Annotated in this window: 18 protein-coding genes; all 18 read right to left on the bottom strand. The window is 52.7% G+C overall.

Annotation, left to right across the window (positions count from 1 at the left end):
• Positions 1-249 precede the first annotated feature (249 nt).
• The 18 genes from EKM96_RS05490 to smc all read right to left on the bottom strand — a co-directional run bounded on the left by EKM96_RS05490 (position 250) and on the right by smc (position 21,093).
• The gene (locus EKM96_RS05490) at positions 250-2,244 is read right to left on the bottom strand and encodes a KUP/HAK/KT family potassium transporter (protein ID WP_125640901.1); all 1,995 of its coding nucleotides are present in this window, start codon (positions 2,242-2,244) and stop codon (positions 250-252) included.
• Positions 2,245-2,387: 143 nt separating this feature from the next.
• The gene (locus EKM96_RS05485) at positions 2,388-2,714 is read right to left on the bottom strand and encodes a MazG nucleotide pyrophosphohydrolase domain-containing protein (RefSeq protein WP_125640898.1); all 327 of its coding nucleotides are present in this window, start codon (positions 2,712-2,714) and stop codon (positions 2,388-2,390) included.
• 188 nt (positions 2,715-2,902) lie between these two features.
• On the bottom strand, positions 2,903-3,679 hold the full coding sequence (locus EKM96_RS10675; protein ID WP_225417636.1) for a hypothetical protein: 777 nt from the start codon (positions 3,677-3,679) through the stop codon (positions 2,903-2,905).
• A gap of 388 nt (positions 3,680-4,067) precedes the next feature.
• Positions 4,068-4,430, bottom strand: coding sequence for a 50S ribosomal protein L19 (gene rplS, locus EKM96_RS05475; RefSeq protein ID WP_125640894.1), 363 nt, complete (start codon positions 4,428-4,430; stop codon positions 4,068-4,070).
• Between the two features lie 112 nt (positions 4,431-4,542).
• A complete protein-coding gene (trmD, locus tag EKM96_RS05470) occupies positions 4,543-5,322 on the bottom strand; it encodes a tRNA (guanosine(37)-N1)-methyltransferase TrmD (protein ID WP_125640891.1) in 780 nt (259 codons plus the stop codon).
• Positions 5,322-5,840 carry a ribosome maturation factor RimM gene (gene rimM, locus EKM96_RS05465; RefSeq protein WP_125640888.1) on the bottom strand — a complete coding sequence of 173 codons (519 nt, stop codon included), beginning with the start codon at positions 5,838-5,840 and terminating at the stop codon, positions 5,322-5,324. The genes trmD and rimM overlap by 1 nt, the downstream gene beginning before the upstream one ends.
• Before the next feature lie 112 nt (positions 5,841-5,952).
• Positions 5,953-6,213: a KH domain-containing protein gene (locus tag EKM96_RS05460; RefSeq protein WP_061776419.1), complete on the bottom strand. Its 261-nt coding sequence runs from the start codon at positions 6,211-6,213 to the stop codon at positions 5,953-5,955.
• A 9-nt stretch (positions 6,214-6,222) separates the two neighbouring features.
• Positions 6,223-6,498 carry a 30S ribosomal protein S16 gene (rpsP, locus tag EKM96_RS05455; RefSeq protein ID WP_061776418.1) on the bottom strand — a complete coding sequence of 92 codons (276 nt, stop codon included), beginning with the start codon at positions 6,496-6,498 and terminating at the stop codon, positions 6,223-6,225.
• A gap of 87 nt (positions 6,499-6,585) precedes the next feature.
• Positions 6,586-6,879, bottom strand: a complete 294-nt coding sequence (locus EKM96_RS05450) for a hypothetical protein (protein WP_125640885.1) — start codon at positions 6,877-6,879, stop codon at positions 6,586-6,588.
• A gap of 2 nt (positions 6,880-6,881) precedes the next feature.
• Complete coding sequence (locus tag EKM96_RS05445; protein WP_125640882.1) at positions 6,882-8,231, bottom strand: vWA domain-containing protein; 1,350 nt, start codon at positions 8,229-8,231, stop codon at positions 6,882-6,884.
• Positions 8,231-9,412 carry an ATP-binding protein gene (locus EKM96_RS05440; protein ID WP_125640879.1) on the bottom strand — a complete coding sequence of 394 codons (1,182 nt, stop codon included), beginning with the start codon at positions 9,410-9,412 and terminating at the stop codon, positions 8,231-8,233. Before EKM96_RS05440 ends, EKM96_RS05445 begins: the two co-directional genes overlap by 1 nt.
• Positions 9,413-9,444: 32 nt before the next feature.
• Positions 9,445-12,093 carry a cation-translocating P-type ATPase gene (locus EKM96_RS05435; protein ID WP_125640876.1) on the bottom strand — a complete coding sequence of 883 codons (2,649 nt, stop codon included), beginning with the start codon at positions 12,091-12,093 and terminating at the stop codon, positions 9,445-9,447.
• Between the two features lie 356 nt (positions 12,094-12,449).
• Positions 12,450-13,892 carry a signal recognition particle protein gene (gene ffh, locus EKM96_RS05430; RefSeq protein ID WP_125640873.1) on the bottom strand — a complete coding sequence of 481 codons (1,443 nt, stop codon included), beginning with the start codon at positions 13,890-13,892 and terminating at the stop codon, positions 12,450-12,452.
• 19 nt (positions 13,893-13,911) lie between these two features.
• On the bottom strand, positions 13,912-14,253 hold the full coding sequence (locus tag EKM96_RS05425; RefSeq protein WP_125640870.1) for a putative DNA-binding protein: 342 nt from the start codon (positions 14,251-14,253) through the stop codon (positions 13,912-13,914).
• A gap of 150 nt (positions 14,254-14,403) precedes the next feature.
• Positions 14,404-15,174 (bottom strand): hypothetical protein, encoded by a 771-nt coding sequence (locus EKM96_RS10670; RefSeq protein ID WP_225417634.1) that lies wholly within the window; start codon positions 15,172-15,174, stop codon positions 14,404-14,406.
• A gap of 242 nt (positions 15,175-15,416) precedes the next feature.
• Entirely contained in the window at positions 15,417-16,121 is a 705-nt protein-coding gene (locus EKM96_RS05415; RefSeq protein WP_125640867.1) for a hypothetical protein, read from the bottom strand.
• A gap of 41 nt (positions 16,122-16,162) precedes the next feature.
• The gene (gene ftsY, locus EKM96_RS05410) at positions 16,163-17,539 is read right to left on the bottom strand and encodes a signal recognition particle-docking protein FtsY (protein WP_125640864.1); all 1,377 of its coding nucleotides are present in this window, start codon (positions 17,537-17,539) and stop codon (positions 16,163-16,165) included.
• Entirely contained in the window at positions 17,539-21,093 is a 3,555-nt protein-coding gene (smc, locus tag EKM96_RS05405) for a chromosome segregation protein SMC (RefSeq protein ID WP_125640861.1), read from the bottom strand. The genes ftsY and smc overlap by 1 nt, the downstream gene beginning before the upstream one ends.

Below are 21,093 nucleotides of genomic sequence, written 5' to 3'. Positions count from 1 at the left end.
ATCCAAGCCGGAGGCCGTCAGGGCGGGCGTGAGCGGTGTCGCTGGTGTAGGTTGGCGTTCTCTGCCAACCTACACCAGGGGACGAGCTTGGAGACGTCGGGCTTGGGCGGCTTCAAGTCGAGCCAACAGACCGCCCTTTGGCTGGTGGCGGTCCCCACGGCGAACACCCGCCCTGGCGGCCGTAGGCGGCCAACATTCAACTAAAGCAAAAAACACCCAGCAACCAAGGAAAGGTTGCTGGGTGCAAGGTTACCGACGACGCAAGGTTCGGTCCGGTTGTTGACCGATGAATAGCGGCGCCCGTTCTTCGATGACATCACTAAATTCCAAACCGTACCACCGCGTTGGTGATAAGGTGATTCGTTGCAATAACAACCGCCCACCAATCAGCAGTCGATCCCAGGTAGACATTTCGCCTTGAACCCCAAGGTCTTGGAATTGTTGATTCAACATGACAAACTTAAAGTTCCCGACCCGTCGGAATGGAATGCTGGAATACGGCGGTGTTTGGTCATCGATTAAACCTTCGTCCAACAGGTCATTAACGATTTGCCGCAGATAGACGTTCAAGCGTTGCGGCTTCTTGAAGCCCAGGTAAAGTTGCACGTCAATCACGTTACGAGTGCCCAAGGTATCGATGGTATAGGAACATTCATACGGCGTATCCGCCTCATTAACGGTCACAAACCAGTAGACCCGGGCCCGCTTGGGTTGTTGGTCCAGGATGGAGTAAATCGTGGCGCGCTTGATCTGATAGTCCTTGGTGACCGGACTCAGATAGACCAGATTTGTCGAGAACGACGGAATCTCATCGTCCGCGCTTAGGGCCTCAAGTTGTGGCAAGAATTCCGAGAGCGACACGTCTTCCGTCTCGGCCAGATGGGCGTCACGCCGTTGGTTACCGTAGTACCAGAAGACCATGACGGTCAAGATGACCAGGGTAATCAGCAAGGTGACGTACCCGCCATGGACAAACTTGGCGAGACTCGCTAACAGGAAAAGGCTTTCCAACAAGCCAAAACCGATGACGTACACCCGCGCCAATGCTCGGTGGTGTTTTTGCATCAGGAAGGCGTGGAGTAACATCGTGGTCATTAACATCGTGACGGTGATGGCCAGGCCATAGGCGGCTTCCATGTTGTCCGAGGTCCGGAAATACCAAACGATGGACAGGGTCACCGCACAGAGTAGCCAGTTCACCGTGGCAATATACAGTTGACTCTTCACATTACCGGGAAACTTGATCCGCAACCGCGGTAACAGCTTCAGACTAATCGCTTCGTGGACCAGCGTGTACGACCCGGTAATCAACGCTTGTGAGGCAATAATTGCGGCCACCGTCGCAATCACGATCGCAAAGATTTGCCAGTGCCCCGGCACCATCGCATAGAACGGATTAGCCGGGCTGCTGGCGGCCATTTCGGCGCCATGCCGAATCACCCAGGCGCCTTGCCCCAAGTAGCTCAGCATGAGCGTGAGGTACACAAACGGCCAGGTGCCATAAATATTTTGTTTGCCCACTTGCCCCATGTCGGAATACAAAGCTTCTGCCCCGGTTGTTGCCAGGAAGATGCTTCCCAGGATGAAGATGCCGTGGCGATTCACCGGACTGAAGAGAAACGTGATGGCATACACCGGCGACAGGGCCCGCAACACCGTTGGCATGGCCAACAGGTTGAGCAGACCCACGATACCGATGAAACTAAACCAGATCAACATCAACGGGCCAAATGACCAGCCGATCATTTCAGTGCCAAAGCGTTGAACCAGGAATAATCCTAAGAGAATCCCCGTAACGACTAACAGGACCCAACCTTGTCCGGTGCTAAAGTGTAAGGGCCCTAACGTCTGCCCCTTCAGTCCTTCAATCGCCGAGGTGACGGTTACGGCCGGGGTTAAGGTCCCATCGGCTAACAAGGCCGCCCCACCAATTAGCGCGGGAAAAATCAACCATTTGGCATGCGGCCGAACCAAGGCATACAGGGCAAAGATTCCTCCTTCATGGTTGTTATCGGCCCGCATGGCCAACAGAATATATTTAATCGTAGTTATCAGCATCAAGGTCCAAAAGATTAATGAGATGCTCCCCAACATAATCGGTGTGGTCGCCGCTGCCCCCTGATGACCCGACTGACTAATGATGGCGTTCATGACGTAGAGTGGCGAGGTACCAATGTCCCCATACACAATCCCCAAAGTAATGATCATGCCCACGCCGGATAACGACCTTGTCGTCATTTTCATGGCTAGACCCCCCTAACTTGATGCTACTGCACATGATAGAGTTGTCCCCACCAAAACCCAAGCAACGGCGAGCACTTGAGTAAGTGACTGATCTAATTCTGACCAACATGAATCAAAGGCGAATCGCTAACGCCGGCTAACCACTAAGTCGCTGATTCATCGAATCTGGCCCGCAGTTTCTGCTCACTGGCCGCTAAGAGACGTTCTGGGCTCACGTTGAACTTATGACTCAAGATCAACACCTGGTCCAGAACATCCCCTAGTTCTTCTTCCAAATTAGCCGTCAGATCTGCTGGCGTCCGGTCCGCTTCTCCTGGATGGTCACGGCCAATCTCGATGGCCCGAATGGCCCGCGACAGTTCACCAACTTCCTCCGTTAAAAAATTCAGGCGGATAAAGGGCGAGTACTGATACCATTGCCGACTTCGATAGAATCGAACCAGCCACGCTTGATGCGTCATTAAGTCCATGATAGCCTCCTATGTCATTTCACTAACAGTGTTCCTCCTAGACTACCACCGACTAGCCACACCCGAGGTCAGGACGTCTTACAAATTTATTTTTATCTGGTTACCGAGCAACCCGTGCCCAAACAAAAAAGCGTTCAATCCATCAATGGGATTGAACGCTCGCAACGCATAATTATAGAACTAGCGGTTTACTTTTGGATTAAGTAGATGATACCTTCACCAGGTTCGATTCCTTCGTATGAGGAGTCCAGGCTAACCAGACTACCACCAACGTACCAACCACTGTACGTCGTGCTTCTAGTCTTGGCATCATACCCGGCAGCGGTCAAAGCGGCATCAATCGACTTCAGGCTGTTAGGATCCTTACTCTGAAAGTCAATGTACTTCGTCGTCTTGAATGGCGTGAAGAAGGCCACTTGGCTACTCATGTTGTCTCGCATATCACTCACGGCAGAAAATTCATCAGTACTCAAGAAGTTATTTGCAGCATTATGCAACTTGGCATCATAGATGGAATTGGGGAACAAATACCGCGTCATGGCAATGTCGTCGACGGTTTTACCAGAATCGGCCGACGTGTCCACTGTTGGTGTGGCCGCCTTCTTAGGCGTCTTCAAGTACCCCCGCCAGATCCAGCCTTGCAAGGTCCCATCGGCACTCTTGACATGGTAGTAAATGGCATTGTGCCCCTTATTCTTCTTGTAGAGCTTTTCGTGAGCATCCGTGTACCAGGTCACCGTTGGGGTAACATCGTTGTTACTGTAACGAATGCCCAAATGCTTAGAATACCGCGCTCCAGTTGTGGCTTGAAAGGCGTGGCGCTTCATGCTCTTCCGCCAAACCAACCGAACTGACTTTGACCGCTTTGCCGAATATTGACTGTTTGCGGAAGCCGTCACACTCGACACACCAAGAACCCCAGCACCGGCAACCAAAACGGCCAGTGCCTGAATCATTTTTTTCATATGAATCCCTCCCACTATTACCCAGTTTAGCACTTTTTTTTTGGGGGGAAAAGTCAAACACAAAAACCAATTCGTCCGAAACACTTTCAACCAGTAGCTGAATAAGGAATTTGACAACGACAATCTGGACACTCGCTCCTACCATTGCGATCGCCTATAAATTCAAGCACAAAAAAGTCGTCCCTCATTCCAGCTGAATGAGCGGACGACTTTTAAAATCTAAGAAACTCCGGCTTGCTAACCAATCTCTCTGAATCACGTTATTAGCATCTCTTAAACTCTAATAGATAACTATACACGACAAAGTGACGATCGTCAAGGATTATTTTAAAAAAGTTCAATCCTACAAAAAAACACCAACCACGACGGGTTGATGTTTAAGTGTGACTTACTTAGCAGCACGACGGCGTTCTGGAATCCGCGCAGCCTTACCATTAAGATCACGGAGGTAGTACAACTTAGCACGACGTACGCGACCTTGACGAATAACGTCAATCTGAGCAACACGTGGTGAGTTTACTGGGAAAATCCGTTCAACACCGACACCGTTACTGATCTTACGTACAGTATAGGTAGCCTGGATACCGGCACCCTTACGCTTGATGACAACCCCTTCAAACAATTGGATACGTTCACGCGTACCTTCAACGATCCGGGCGTGGACACGAACAGTGTCACCGGCACGGAAGTCAGGAACATCGTCCCGTAATTGTTCTTGGTTAATCTTAGCAATCAAATTGTTTTGGCGCATAATTTAATCTATCCTTTCGCCAACATTCATCCTCGGTTTCGACAGCGGAATGTTGTTTCTGTGGCTAAACAGCCAAAGACAAGTCTACCATATCAGCATATGCCTGTAAAGGTTATTTTCTTGACCCCTTGGCCGCCGCCTGTCGTTCCTCTTCCTCAATCCGAACATCTGCTAACAATCGTTTCTGTTCGGCGGTTAACTTACTGTGATCGATCAGATCCGGCCGCCGTTGATAGGTCCGGCGAAGGGCCTCCTTTTGCTGCCATTCGGCAATTTTGCCATGGTCACCACTCGTCAGGACTGGTGGAACCTGCATCCCCCGGAATTCGGCCGGACGGGTATATTGCGGGTATTCCAAGAGGCCTGAGGAGAACGAATCTCCCGGCGCCGATTCGGCGTTTCCTAAGACACCAGGCAACAACCGCACCGTGGCATCGATCATGACCATAGAGGCCAATTCGCCCCCCGTGAGCACGAAGTCACCCAGGGACACCTCATCGGTCACCAGCGTCCGAATTCGTTCGTCATAGCCCTCATAATGGCCACACAGGAAGGTTAAATGCTCCTCGTGGGCAAACTCCTCCGCAACGTGTTGATTGAAGGTCACCCCGGCGGGATCGAGCAAGATCACCCGACCTTTGGGTAAGCCCTCGGCCGCGGCCTGTTCCTCGGTGGCCTTCAGAGCATCAAAGATCGGTTGGGGTTGCAGTAACATCCCGGCCCCCCCACCAAATGGGTAATCGTCAACATTCCCGTGCTTATTGGTGGAGTAGTCACGGAAGTTCGTCACCGGCATGGTCAGATGACCATTCTGAATGGCCTTACCAACGATGGAGTCGTGCATGGGACCTGAGAACATATCTGGAAATAAACTTAAAACATCGATCCGCATTACTCGAGTCCCTCCATCAGTTCAACCGTGACCTGGCCGGCATCTAAGTCGACGGTCTTAATCACTTGGTCAATCTTTGGTAATAACAAGTCGTCCTTACCTGGCCGGTCAACCACCCAGACGTCGTTGGCCCCCGGTGCAAGAATTTCCTTAATCTTACCCAGTTCCTCGCCATCTTCGGTAACCACCTTCAGCCCAACGATTTGATGATAATAGTATTCGCCAGGTTGTAGGTCGCCCGTTTCCAACTCATTGTCGGTGACCTTCAGCGTTCCCTGCTTGTAAATTTCCACATCATTAATGGAAGGCTTACCTTCAAAACTCAATAGGTAGAACTGCTTGTGTTTACGCATCGACGCCACCTGCAACGTTAGTGGCTTCGCCTGTCCCTGCTGGAAAAGGTAGAGCGTGGATCCAACTGCGAAACGACTTTCCGGAAAGTCTGTCGTTGCAATGACCCGCACCTCGCCCTTAATCCCATGCGTGTTAACAATCGTGCCAACGGTATAATAGGCCATGTTACCAGCCTCCTCTTCATTCATAATTTTTTTAATGTCCTGACGCCAGTGTCCTGGTCAGCACGTCTGATTTATCTTGAGATACAAAAAACTCGAGGGAAACGTCGCCGCCTCACTCGAGAGTCTTTGCCGGGCGGTCATCAATGATGAGTCGCACCCGTTTATTACCTTGCACGCGGACGCTGTAGACGATCGTACGGATTGCCTGCGCCACACGGCCTTGTTTGCCAATCACACGGCCGACATCGTCGGGGTGGACAGCTAACCGATATTCGTAGAACCGGTCCGTCTCGACTGGTGTCACCACCAAGTCTTCGGGATGTTCAACGAGTGGGCTAACAATTGCTAGAATTAGTGCCTTAAAATCGGTCATCGCTAATCACTACTTCTTAGTGTACTTAGCTTCGTGGTATTGCTTCATGATACCAGCGTTAGAAAGCAAAGTCTTAACCGTATCTGAAGGTTGAGCACCGTTGTTCAACCAGTTCATGATAGATTCTTCCTTTAACGTAATCGTTGCTGGTTGGGTAACTGGATTGTACGTTCCAACTTGTTCGATGAAACGACCGTCACGAGGGCTCCGTGAATCGGCAACCACAACCCGGTAGAATGGACGCTTCTTTGAGCCCATCCGCTTTAAACGAATCTTAACTGACATGTAGACACCTCCTGTATTTCTTTCAACGTGTAATAATATACCAGTTTCTGGATATGATGTAAAGGGTTTTTTCTTTACACCTTCAAATTAATCAAATGGCCGTCGCAACCAGGTCAGATCGGTCTCGGTCAGGAATTGGCGATTCGCCGCGATCCAATCTTGAACGGCGGCATAATCGTCAAAGTCCACCCCACGTTGACTGACACCCGTTGCCTGTAACTTCTTGGCAAACTGGAGATCGGCCACGCTGATAGGGGCCCGAAACAAGGGATTCTCATCCGCGCGGGCCCCCCATTCATCGGCCAGGATGGCCTGGGCATTTTTGAAGGCGGCCGTTTGTTTTAATAACGCTCGTAATTCTTTGGCGGTTAAGGTTGTCATGCTCATTGCCTCCTTAGGGCTTGCCACTGGGGATCGGTCGTTAGGCTGATCACGGTCCCGGGTGCTCGTTCAACGGAAAATTTCTCGACCGGACTCGTCAGCAACCAAAGCAACGTTGCCGGGGTCGTTGGTCGGATCGCATTCTCGCCAAAGCCATCCGTCAAGATGATCACGAGTTCACCCGATTGCCCGCCTATCAAGCGGGGCAAGGCATCGAAGACCGCCTGAAACCGTGTCCCACCGCCACCGGTCCGTTTTAATTGCCGTGGCCGCTGTGCCAATGTAAACGCCGCGTCCTCATGGACCTGCGTGTCGAAGGGATACACCGAGACGGTCGCCGGATAGACGGTCAGGATAGTGGCGATTTGCCCCAAGAGATAACTAATTTCATCGTTACCCATGGAACCGGACTCATCCACAAAGATTGCAATCTTCTGCCAGGTCTGGACCAAGGTGCCGGGTAATTCCATCCGATAAGGTTGGCAGCGATTGAAACGACCGTACGCCGCCTGGCGACCGGCCGGAACCTGGCCCAGTCCACGACGCAACAACGCCCGCCAATTCAACGAGTGTTCCGCAACCATCGGGGTTAATGCCGCCTGGATGCTGCCTGGCAGCGTTCCTCGCTGCTTAGTCGATAAGGACCCACTAACGTCTTGAAAGAGCTGAGAACGCCATTGCTCGCGACTGGTCGCGTTCGTGAGTGCTCCGGTCTGCCAATCCTCGTGGCCGTCATGTGCGCTGGGGGTTGTCCCCGGGGTCACGGCCCCGCTAGCCGAATTCTGATCGGCCAAGGCCCCACCAACGCTGCCCGCCTGGCGATCGGTACCGGCCTGTGAGGCCGCCTGCCATCGGCGCAACTGGTCCAAATAGACCGCCGAGTCTTGACGTGGCTCTACCGGATGTCCAAGCAGCTGGCTCAGCTTAGCACTGGTGACGGCGCCGGCGGGTAAATCCGTCAGGTAATCATTGACCGCCGCATCCGTCGCCCAGCGAACCAAGGGCGCCTGCGTTGGCCCTTGCTGATCGGCATATCGGTCCGGATGGCGCCACAGCAGGTGCAACACCGTATGTCGCAGCATGGCGACCATTTGTGGGCCAGTCCAATGACTATTAGCCAGCGCCTGACTCCCTAGCCGCAATTGCCAGTCATCGGTGGTCCCCACCAACGCCAAAGGCCACCGCTGCTGGTCAGCGGTGGTCACGGTTAGGCGGCTAAGAACCCGACCATAGAAGGGATCGGTTCGCAACAGATAAATGACCGCGTCACGATAGATCTTGGCGGTTGCTGATGACCGCTGCTCACCAGGGAGCGTGGTCAGTTGCCGTAACGATTGACTTAAATTAGCCATTACGACACCTCGATCTGGCTACTCCGTTGACCTATCTTGGTCAACAACTGATACAGACTGGCAACGGCCGGTGTCAGGTCAACGCGGTCCGCCAGTTGTTCCAACAAATCCGGCAGATCGGCCATCGCCTGGGCAATGGCAAACTGACCATCCGGCGGGCAGAGTGCTAAAAGTTCGGCAAATCGAGTGGCATTAGCCGCATCTGTGAGCGGCCAGTTCGTCTGCGAGTCGAGACACATTTGCAGCACCTGTTGCTGTTGGGCCGGAACCAGATCATTGAAAACGGTCACGGCGTCAGCGGCCTGAAAGGCCTGTTCAACGGTCAAGCCGGGACGTTGCTCACTGATATACCCGGCAAACGCCATGCCCACCGTCACGCCTAAGTTCCCCTGAAGAATTGCCGTCAACATGTCCAGGTGGCCCCAGAGGTTTTGTCGATCAACCTCACGTAATGCCCGGGAAACCCGTTCCCATGCTCGGGGTGTGGGCTGTAAATCATCATCCGCCATCGTCCCCGTAGCGGCGACATACAGATCCCCGGGATTTTCGGCAAGGTAAGTCGTGACTAGCGGGTCAATTCGAGGTTGCCCAGCCGTTTCGGCCGTTGCCCAGTCTAACCAGCTGGCCGCATCAGCCCGTAGGATCAGCCGAGTCGTCCGGTCGGCGATCGCGGCATCCCCCGGCGTCACCCCATAATGACTCTGTTCAAAGCCTGCCATGGTGGCATCCGGATTTTCGGCCAGGATCAGGCGGACCTGTCGTGGCAGTTTTAACGTGTTTATTTGTCGTTGTAAGACGAGGTTCATTAATTCACTTTGCACCGCCTGCGTCCCCCGGTTAAATTCATCCAGGAACCAAATAATCTCCTGGTCCGGGTGCGCCTCGGCCTGGCGAATCATGGCGACTAGGGTATGCGAATAACCAAACTGGACGTCGGCCAGCGACCCGTAGTCAGCGGTCTGAATAAACGAGTCGGTGGTCAATGGCGGCACGGGGATCACCAGATCTCCCTTTTCAACCAGGCTAACCACCGTCGTGAAAAGCTTGGCCCCACGTTTGGCGGCTAGATCGGCCACCAGGGCCGACTTGCCGATCCCGGCCTCACCAACAATGGTGGGCACGCTTCCGCTCGCCAGGACCACTTCAACTGCCTGTAAACACGCTTCATAGGTTAAGGACACCGTCGTCACCACTTTCTAAAAGATCATTAGTCTTATTTTACCACGCGGCGCTGGAAGAACTTAACGATTTCCACGATGACCACCATCAGGAATGAGGCAATCAGAACCGTTGCCCATTGGTGCCAGTCTAAATGCGTCACGTGGAACATCCCATTTAATCCTGGAATCAAGATGGTTGCGGCTAACAAGCCAAAGGCAATCAAGATGGCCCAGTTAAAGAACTTGTTCTTGAATAGACCAACCGTAAACAGCGATCCATGAATCGACTTGGAGTTAAAGGCATGGAACAGTTGAATCAAGCCTAACGTGGCAAAGGCCATGGTTAAGGCGTCGGCATGGGCCAAGCCCGTGGCCGAATGGACCGGATAGGTGATGGCAAACCAGTACACGCCCAACGTGATCAGGCCTTCTAACAGACCTTGATAGAGAATGCCAGTCAACACACCACCGGAGAAAAAGTTAGACTGTCGTCCCCGCGGTGGTTGCCGCATGATGTTCTTCTCCATTGGTTCGATCCCAAGAGCAATGGCTGGCAACGTGTCGGTCACCAGGTTAATCCAGAGGATGTGGACCGGGGCCAAGATTTGCCAACCCAGCATGGTCATCATGAACAGGGTCAGAACTTCACCGAGGTTAGCGGATAAGAGGTACTGAATGGCCTTTTGAATATTGGCAAAGACCTTCCGGCCCTCTTCAACGGCCACCACGATGGTGGAAAAATTATCGTCGGCCAGAATCATATCGCTGGCCCCCTTGGAAACTTCGGTCCCGGTAATCCCCATGCCAATTCCAATGTCGGCGGCCTTCAGCGCCGGGGCATCGTTAACCCCGTCCCCGGTCATGGCCACCACCTTGCCGTGACGCTGCCAAGCATTCACGATCCGCACCTTATGCTCCGGGGCAACCCGGGCATACACGGCAAAGTCACCGACTCGTTTAGCAAAGGTCGCGTCATCCATCTCGTCCAGCTCGGCCCCGGTAATCACGGCATCGGTCTCGCCCTTGTCGATGATTCCCAGTCGCGTGGCAATGGCGGCCGCCGTGTCACGGTGGTCACCCGTAATCATGAGCGCCCGAATCCCGGCTGACTTGGCATCGGCGACGGCCTGTTCCACCTCTGGACGTTCGGGGTCAATCATCCCCACCAGTCCGGCGAAGATCAGGTCTTGCTCCGTTGTTGCACTAGTTAAATTGGTTGGAACTTCCGGCACAATCCGGTAAGCAAACGCCAAGACCCGTAAGGCCTGCGTCGCCATATCATGATTGGTCGTTAAGATTTGTTCACGCGTGGTCGTCTCCAGCGGGTAAACCGCGTCCTTCAAATCAATCTGCGTGACGCGCTTCAACAACTCGTCGGGGGCCCCCTTAACCGCGATCAGGTAACGACCATCGGCCAACGGGTGCACCGTGGTCATCAGCTTTCGTTCCGAATCAAACGGAATTTCGCCAACCCGGGGCATATCGCTTAAGAGTTGTTCCACCGAAAAGTCCTGGTCTAATTGATATTGAACCAGTGCCGTTTCGGTTGGATCCCCCGTCAGGCCCTCCGTGGTCATCTTGGTATCGTTGCTTAGAATCATGACCTGGGCTAACCGATCGGCCGGTTGGAAATGCTGCTTGTGAGCATCCACCAATTGTCGATTCCGGTAAACCTTCTCCACGGTCATCTTGTTTTGCGTCAAGGTCCCCGTCTTATCGGAGGCAATGATGTCCGTACTCCCCAGCGTCTCAACCGCCGGTAATTTCCGCACGATGGCATGCCGCTTGGCCATCCGTTGGGTCCCCAGGGCCAAGGTGATGGTGACGATGGCCGGTAACCCTTCTGGAATAGCGGCCACGGCCAAGGAGATGGCCGTCAGTAGCATGTCAACCAAGGTTTCGGTCTGACGCCACATGCCCATCCCAAAGACAATGGCGGCGATGATTAGAATTAAAATGGTTAATGATTTCCCAAGTTGCGTCAGGTTTGCCTGCAGAGGCGTCGTTGTCTCATCGGCCGCTTCAATCATGCCAGCAATCCGACCGACTTCGGTCTGCATCCCGGTCGCAACAACCACCCCGGTCGCCCGGCCATAGGTAACGTTACTGTTCATAAAGGCCATATTGGTGCGGTCACCAATGGCCAGATCCGCTGCAGCCAACCGTTCGGCCGACTTGTCCACCGGCACCGATTCACCGGTCAACGCGGACTCCTCAACCTTCAGTGAGGCCACCTCAATGAGCCGAAGGTCGGCCGGAATGATATCCCCCGCTTCCAACAGCACCACGTCACCGGGAACCAGATCCTCACTCTTAACGGTCACGATTTCACCGCCACGGCGAACGGCCGCGTTAGGCGCCGACATTTCCTTTAGCGCATTGATGGCCTCTTCCGCCTTGGCCTCCTGAAAGACACCAAAGACCGCGTTTAAGACGACCACTACCAGGATGATCACGGCATCGACCACCTCGCCCGTCAGCCCGGCAATCAGTGCCGCCGCCAATAACACAATAATCATGAAGTCCTTGAATTGAGCCAAAAACTTCTGTAGTAGCGAGCTGGTCTGCTGTTGATTCAACACATTCTTGCCATGCTTGACCAGTCGCTCCTGAACCTGCTGCTCACTTAAACCCTGTTCGGTGACCTGTAGGGCCTCTAAGAGGTCGGCCACCGTCCGTTGGTAAATCGGTTGCTGCTTCATTAATCCATTCCTCCTGACGTGTCCGGCCGGCCCGTTCCCACATTTAGCGGAAAAGAAAAGAGACCCACGCGCGCACACAAAAATAATTGTGGACACCCATAAGTCTCACTATTTAAGACAATACCGGAATGGCTTCTTGCTGACGATATTGCCGCAGAGGTCTGCTAGTTACTCCCTTATGTTGATTTCTATAACCAGAATTATACCGGAGTTTCCTTGAGCAGTCTACAAAAAAGCGATTAAATGATTAACATTATTGATTTGTTAAAAAATAGGGTAGCGACCGCGGTCGCTACCCGACATTGTCCTCACGTCCGCCACCAATAAAGGCAATCTGGCAGCCACGCGCCATTGCTTTAACGGCGCTTCTTACGCTTCAAACGTTTCTTCTTATTCTTCTTCATTTGCCGCGACATCCGGTTCAAGGCCAGTTTCTGCATCCGGCCGCCCATGCCACTGCCACCGGCGCTGCCCATCATCTGTTCGACGCCGGCCATGTTCCCCTTGGACATCTGGTTCATGGTCTTCTTCATCTGATTAAATTGCTTAATCATCCGGTTAACCGCCTGAACGGGACGACCGGAACCAGCGGCGATCCGCCGGCGACGGGAAGGATTCAAGAGGTCGGGATTGGCCCGTTCTTGCGGGGTCATTGAATAAACAACGGCCTTCAAGTGGTCCATGTCCTTCGGATCCATCTGAACATTCTTCAGCGCAGGGTTATTCGCCATGCCAGGAATCATCTTCATGATTTCTTCCATGGGTCCCATCTTCTGAATCTGTTCCAATTGGTCTAAGAAGTCATCGAAATCAAAGGAATTTTCCTGGATTTTCTCCGTTAAGGCCTTGGCCTGCTTCTCATCAAAATCCTTCTGGGTCTTTTCGATCAGGGACAGCATGTCCCCCATCCCTAAGATCCGTGACGCCATCCGGTCGGGGTGGAAGACGTCCAAATCGGTCATCTTTTCACCTTGACCAATGAACTTGATTGGCTTGCCGGTCACGGCCCGAATGGACAGTGCAGCCCCACCACGGGTATCCCCATCAAGCTTGGTCAGGACAACCCCGGTAACATCCAACTTATCGTTGAATCCTTCGGCAGTTGCCACAGCGTTTTGACCGGTCATGGCATCAACCGTCAGCAGAATTTCATCGGGATGAGCCAGATCCTTGATCTCACTCAGTTCGTTCATCAACTGTTCATCAATTTGTAAACGACCGGCGGTATCGATGATCACGTAGTCATTGTGGTTCTCGGCGGCCTGGGCCAACCCTTGCCGAACAATTTCGACCGGATTAACATCCGTGCCAAGCTGGAATACCGGCACATCAATACCTTCGGCCACTTGAACCAATTGGTCAATGGCGGCTGGCCGGTAAACGTCGCCCGCGATCATTAATGGTCGCGCGTTCTCTTCGTCCTTTAACTTCAGTGCCAGCTTACCGGCAGTGGTCGTCTTACCAGCCCCTTGAAGACCAACCATCATGATAATGGTTGGGATCTTTGGTGACTTGTTTAAGGAGACGGCCTCGTCACCCATCGTCTTGGTTAATTCTTCGTCAACAATCTTAACGATTTGCTGGGCCGGGTTTAACCCTTCGAGGACGTCGGCCCCCATTGCTCGGTCGCGAACCTGCTTCACGAAGTCTTTAACGACCGTGAAGTTAACGTCGGCCTCTAAGAGGGCCAGACGAATCTCCCGCATCGTTTCACGGAGGTCTTTTTCAGAAATTTTACCTTTGCCACGAAGCTTGCGCATCGCGCCTTGTAGTCGTTCAGTTAAACCTTCAAACGCCATTCGATTTGCCACCTAACTTTCATTGTTCTTCTAGATTTTCCAACCCCGCTACGAGGCGATTAAGCTTGGCATCGTGGGGATAATTTGTGGCCACATAGGCCTGAATTTCGTCCGCTTGGTCGTTTCTCGCGGTAAATTCTTGGAAAAGATGTAATTTCTCTTCATAATCGTCGAGGATTTTCTCGGTCCGCCGCAGGTTATCATAGACCGCCTGCCGACTCACGCTATATTCCTCCGCAATCTCGCCCAGGGAATAGTCATCCCCATAGTAAAGTTGCATATAGTTATTTTGCTTTGCGGTCAGTAACGGCTGGTAGAACGCAAATAGGGAATTAATTCGATTATTTTTTTCAAGCTCCATACTGGGGTCCTCCCACATAGTTACACACTCTACTAGAGTACCGATTTTTACCGGGCGCGTCAATTTTTTTCGCGGACTCGACCGCTAAACGACAAAAAGAAGCAATTCCCTGTCTTAAGGAATTGCCTCTGCGAAATGAAAATTGTTTAATTATTTGGCTGGTGCCAGGTAAACGGCCGCGTCACCTTCAGAAATGCCTTCGCCCCACTCGTTGTCGATTTGGGTCCGGACACCAATGTGCCAACCACGATACTGAGCCCGCTTAGCGGCAGGATACCCAGCCGCCGTCAACAGCTTGTCGTAATTCTTCGTGTCCATGAGAGCCGAACTGTTGGCCAGATAGATAAAGGTTTGACCCGCTGGCGTGGCTGGTGTTTCCTCACCGTCATTGGTATAAACGACGCTGCCGGCCTGAGCATCCAACGTCTTATCCTCAATGGTGCCAGGGAATAAGCTCAGGATTTCCTTGTCAACGGGTGTCTCATCCTTCAACGAAACCCAGTCGGGATTCTTAGGATCGGGTTGAGCATTGACAGCGGCCAAGGCATTCTTCTTCGTGGAAACTGGCTTCAAATAGCCCCGCCAGATCCAACCTTGTAAGGTCCCATCGGCGCTCTTAACGTGATAATAGATGGCATTGTGGCCTTTGTTCTTCTTGTAGAGTTTTTCATGAGCATCCGTATACCAGGTCACCGTTGGGGTGACGTCGTTGTTGCTGTAACGGATACCCAGATGCTTAGAGTACCGAGCACCGGTCGTCGCCGTCATGGCATGACGCTTCATACTCTTCCGCCAAACCAGGCGAACAGACTTGGACCGCTTAGCCGAGTACTGGCTGTTGGCCGATGCCGTGGTGCTCGTCACACCGACGATCCCCGCACCAACACCTAAAATCAGCATGGCTTGCACAATTTTCTTCATAAAATAATTCCTCCCTAAAAATAAGAACCACCTTAATGTTAGGCCAACTTCAAAAAAAAAACAATTATCAAAGTCTATTTTATTTGTATTTCAATCTGACCATTCTTATGGGTGGTTACCCCCACTCGACCCTAACGATTTAAAAGCGTTGAAACACACTGATCGACCCATCCCATTAAAAAATGGCGTTCTCAACTTTGAGAACACCATTTTCTATTTTAACGGTCAATAGCGGTCGATCGCTAAGGTTCACTACCCCTGAACACAATTCCCGGTCCAGAAATTTTATCACGATCGCCATTCAAATAGCGCTGCATCGTGGAAAACCTCGTCTGATCGTTAATCGCGTTAAAGGTGACCATGGACGGCTTACTATTCTTGGCCAGGCCCCGATAACTGAAGACCATGGTGGGGAGCTTTTCGACGCCCAGCCGCTTGATGAGCGCCGCGTACTGACCAGTCGTCAGCTTTGCTTTAGCCCTGGTCAGGTCATAGGTCTCGACGCTCTGGTCTCCGGCCTTCAAACAAGCCTTCAGCCTCGACATGAACCGAATGGATTCTTTATCGTCCGATCGATACAAGTAGATCTGATAATCATCATCCTTGCTTAGCTTGAGCCGAGAAACCTTATCCACTTCCGAGTTACTAATCGGATAAAAGACCTGCCGATAGTCGGCTAACCGGACCGGCAGCGCTTTAACGCCTAAAAACAGCATGACGAGGAGTACCGGCACGACGAGGTGATGACTGAAGTACCTATTCATAATCACCGAAAGCATCGTCGCGACTAACCCGACTCCCGTCAACACCAATAACAACAGAAGCTTGAAATCCCAATGGTCGACATCATTCTCAACAAGAAATTCGGCTTCAGAAATAAGAATTCCCACGAAGAGGAAAAAAGTGATGACACCAACCGCAATAACCAGTGCTCGTCGTTTAGTCATCAGTCACACCCCGCTCCTTGTCTTTCACCGAAATTTTACCATTATTTTTTTAATGCATTAACATCGATGAGCCCTTTGAACAGGCCGTAAACAAACTCGTTCGGGTCAAATGGCCGCAAGTCAGAGATCTGTTCGCCTAGCCCAATAAACTTCACGGGAACGTGGAGTTCATTACGGATAGCCAAGACAATCCCACCACGGGCGGTCCCATCCAACTTAGTCAACACAATCCCGGTGACATCGGTCGATTCCTTGAATAACTTAGCCTGCGTCAACGCATTTTGACCGGTCGTCGCGTCCAACACCAATAATACTTCGTGAGGGGCTGCTGGAATTTCACGGGTAATAATCCGTTTCATCTTCGACAACTCATTCATCAAGTTAACCTTGTTCTGCAGTCGGCCAGCGGTATCGACAAAGAGAATGTCATAGTCCTCTTTTTTAGCCTTTTGTACGGCGTCAAACACAACCGCAGCGGGATCCGATTGGGGTTTCCCCGTTACGATATCCACGTCGGCCCGCTTAGCCCACACATCGAGTTGTTCGGTGGCACCGGCCCGGAACGTGTCCGCGGCGGCCAGTAAGACCTTCTTGCCAGCCTCATGGTACCGGTTGGCCATCTTTCCGATGGTCGTGGTTTTCCCAACCCCGTTGACCCCGACGAACAGGATCACCGTGGGACCGGATTCGGCCATGTTCAAGGCCGTACTCTCGTCGTTTCCAGCGGCATCGTAGATTTCAACCAGCTTTTCGACGACGACGTTCTGAACATCCTGGGGTTTCTTAGCATTTTGAAGTTTAACCTCATCACGTAGCTCGTCACTTAACTTGACGGCCATGTCGAAGCCAACGTCGGCCCCGATCAGAGTCTCCTCTAAGTCATCGAAGAAGCTCTCGTCGACGTGACGGAAGTTAGCGAGCAGGGCATTCAGCCGCTCACCAAATGTGGTCCGTGTCTTCTCCAACCCCTGGTCATAGAGCTGTTCGTCGGTCTTTTCAACGGGGGTTTCGGTTTCCGCCACTGGCGATGGTTCCGCCTCGGATTCAACCGGGGCTTCACTCTCCGAGGCTTCACTGACCGTCTCTTCGCTCTCACTAGTGATCTCGGTCTCGGACTCAGTGTCAGCCGAAGCCGTTGTTTCACTGGCAGTGACCTCGCTGGCTACCGGGTCATTTGCTTCTGATTCACTAGACTCGGACTCACTGGCCACAACGGTTTCACTCTCGCTAACCGGCTCAGCAACCTCACTCTCGCTGGTAACGGGGGCCGCTTCACTGGTGACCTCATTCGTTTCACTGGCCTCACTGGCTACCGGGGCTTCACTGGTGACGTCACTTTCACTGGCTGGCGTTTCATTCTCGGCCTGGTTGGTCGGTTCTTCCTTGGCCCGGCGCCGAAAAATATCAAATAATCCCATTAAGATGGCTTCCTTTCCGTGGTGGTTTCTTGGTCAAGATCAACGGCGACCATTTTGGAAACGCCGGATTCTTGCATGGTGACGCCGTATAAAATATCGGCCTGCACCATGGTTTCTTTACGGTGGGTAATCACAATAAATTGCGTTTGGTCCTGGAATTGGTGAATGTAGCGGGCGAATCGGGTCACATTGGCCGGATCCAAGGCCGCTTCGACCTCATCCAGAATGCAGAATGGTACTGGCTGCACCTGTAGGATGGCAAATAACAGGGTGATGGCGGTCAACGCCCGTTCGCCCCCGGACAACAGTCCCATATTCTGGAATTTCTTGCCAGGTGGCTGTGCCATGATATCGATGCCTGTGGTTAACAAGTTATCGGGATCGGTTAAGACCAATTCGGCCGTCCCACCGCCAAACATCTGCCGGAAGGTCGCCGTAAACTTCGCCGCGATCTGATCGAAGCTCGCCTTGAAACGGGTCTTCACCTGATCGTCTAACTCCGTCATCGTCGTGGTTAACTGGTCCTTAGCGGTTAGGAGATCGTCGCGCTGCTGTGTCAAGAAGTCGTAACGTTCCTTTACCTCATGATATTCCTCAATCGCGTTGACGTTAACCGAGCCGATCTCATCGAGTCCCCGCTTCAATAGCTTTAATTGAACGGCCAATTCATCGGGAGCAATGTCACTGACATCCTGTTCGGCGGCCGCTAGACTCAACGAATATTTCTCGGACAATTGATTCTGTTGCTGATCAATCAGAGCGGCTAACCGGGCCTGTTGCACCTGGGCCCGTTGCAAATCATCATTGGCCAGTTGCAGAAGGCCACTGGTCCGCTGATTAGCCGTCTCTGCGGCGGCCAGATCGTCATTAACCGTGGTCAATTGCTCGTTCGTCGTGGCCAGATCCTGCTCAATCTGTTGTCGGTCCGCTTGGGCCGACTTCAGCTGCTGCTGGGCCGAGGCCGGTGTTAAGGCTTGCTGCTGGCTCAACTGTTTCAATTGGTCTTGCAGGCTCTGGGTTCGGTCACGACCGGCCTGTTCGTCGGTCGATAACTGCTGAACCGTGGCTGCCTGCTGTTGCCGGCGCTCTTTGGCCCCGGCTAGCCAGGTCTGCTTCTGATTCAACGTTGCTTGCTGGGCCTCCTGATCGGTCCCTAATGTTTCCAGGCGATCTTGTAGGGCCTTCACGGCCGCTTCCGTCTCGACGATCGCCGCTTCACCGGCCTTGATATGCTCGGTCAACTCGGCCGTCTTCGCATCATCATCGCCCGTTGTGGCCTGTTTAATCTCGAGTTCCGCCGCGGCCAATTTACGTTGTGCCTGGTCAGCCGTCGTCTGGGCATTAGCCAATTGGTCATCCAATTGACGACACTTTGGCTGCAGGTCGTTAATGGTGGCCTGCAAATCCTGCCGCCGTTTTTCACTGCTCATCAGCACCGACCGTTGGGCCTTAATCTTGGCCTCCTGGTCGGTCAATTGTTGTTGCATCTGTTTAATGGAGCCCTCAAGTTGTTGCAGCTCCTGTTGTTGACGTAAAACGCTGCTATGGGTCTGCTTCGTCTGGCCACCGGTAATGGCCCCACTTGCGCTGACAACATCCCCACTGAGGCTAACGATCCGGTAGCGATGATGAATCCGTTGGCTAATCGCCACAGCGCTATCTAAGTTGGCCGCAAAGATCGTGGTTCCAAGTAGATATTGCAAAATAACCTGAGCCTGAGTATCAATCGTGACCAGATCACTCGCAACCCCCAGATACCCCGGCATGCTGTGCAAGAGACTCAGCGTGTTACGGTCGACCTGACGGCCACGAATGGTGCTCAGCGGTAAGAAAGTGGCCCGGCCGGCTCGTTGTTCCCGCAGGTAACCAACCGCTGCCTTAGCCGTGGTTTCGTCATCGACAACCACCTGTTGCAGTTGGCCGCCTAAGGCAAACTCGACGGCCTGCGTATACCGGTCTGGAACCTGAAGCAACTCGGAGACCGCGCCAAGCAGCCCACGGAATCGTTGCCGTTGTTTCAAAATGGCCCGCACCCCTTGATAAAAGCCACCATATTCGGCAGAAGCGGCCTGCTGACTGGCCACCTTAGTCTGGGCCCGTTGGTAAACTTCTAAGGCCGACTGCCAGTTATGCTGGAGACCCTGATACGTTTTCTCCACTTGCTGGTAGTGACCGGCCTCGGCATCCAGGTTTTGTTCGGCCTCGGTCAGTTGCCCCTTTAACGCGGTTGCCTGAGTCGTTAACGCCACAACGGCCTGCTTGGCGGTCGTCGAATCCGACTGGAGCGTGGCCAGCTGTTGCTGTACCCGTTGACCGGCTTGTTGCCGGCGTTCCTGATCCTGTTGCCGATATTGTTGCTCGTTACGCCAATTGGCAACCTGTTGCTTCTGGTCAAAATAGGTGTTTCGCTGTTGCTCAATCTGTTCTCGCAGGTCGGCCATGTTTTTCGGATCGGTGGCCTTAGTCAGATCGCGAATAACCGTCTTCGTCGCGGCCATCTCACTAGTCAGGGCCGTCAACTGCTTTTGCACATCGGCTAATCGCGCCTGATTTTCCTGGATTTGGTCCTTGGTCGCCACCAGTTGGGCTTCCAGCTGTTGCCGTTGCTCAGCCTGATGACGCTGTTGTTCGCCAGACAGATTAACCTGTCCCTGGGACTGCTCAACCAACTGAGTGGCGGAAACGAGTTTCGCCTGCAGATCGTCCTTTTGGGCCAATAACTCTGTCTGCCGGCCTTTCAACGATTGAACCCGTTCATTTTGTTTCTGTTCGGCACGTTGATGCTCCGTGACTTGCCCTTGCTTTTCCTGAACCTCGGTGTCGACCGCTTGTTTCTGGTCTAACTCAGTATGCAACTGCCGAACCAGTTGCGTCCGGTCCAACAGGGCAAACTTTTTTTGTTGGTCCAGATAGTCCTCGGCCAGACTACTCTGTTCTTCCAACGGCTCCAACCGGCCTTCGAGCTCGGCAATAATATCCTCAACCCGATTCAAATAAGCCATCGTGTCATCAAGCTCACGCTGGGCCTTTTCCTTATGCTTCCGGTATTTGTAAACGCCGGCAACCTCTTCGATAATGTTTCGTCGGTCTTCGGGCTTGCTGTTAAAGATCGCTTCGACCCGCCCTTGCGAGATAATCGAGAAGGAATCTTGCCCCATCCCCGAATCCATCAACAGTTCCGTGATGTCCTTCAACCGACAGCTTTGCCCATTTAATTGGTAATCGCTGTCGCCATTTCGATACAACACCCGACTGATCGTCAGTTCGGTATAGTCACTCTTTAAATAATGATCACTGTTGTCAAAAGTAATGGCCACGGATGCCCGGTTCAGTGGGTGCCGATCGGCGGAACCCGCAAAGATAACATCGGGCATCTTACTGCCCCGCAGGCTCTTGGCCGATTGTTCCCCTAAAACCCAGCGAACCGCTTCCGAGATGTTACTCTTTCCACTACCATTGGGGCCGACGATGCCAGTCATTCCCGGCAAGAAGTCAATGCGGGTTTTATCCGCGAAGGACTTGAATCCGCTAATTTCTAATGTCTTTAACCGCAT

It is taken from the genome of Levilactobacillus tangyuanensis (genome assembly GCF_003946545.1).
Lineage (GTDB): Bacteria > Bacillota > Bacilli > Lactobacillales > Lactobacillaceae > Levilactobacillus > Levilactobacillus tangyuanensis.
The sequence above is the reverse complement of the archived record's forward strand: the minus strand, read 5'-3'. Positions and strand labels throughout refer to the sequence as shown.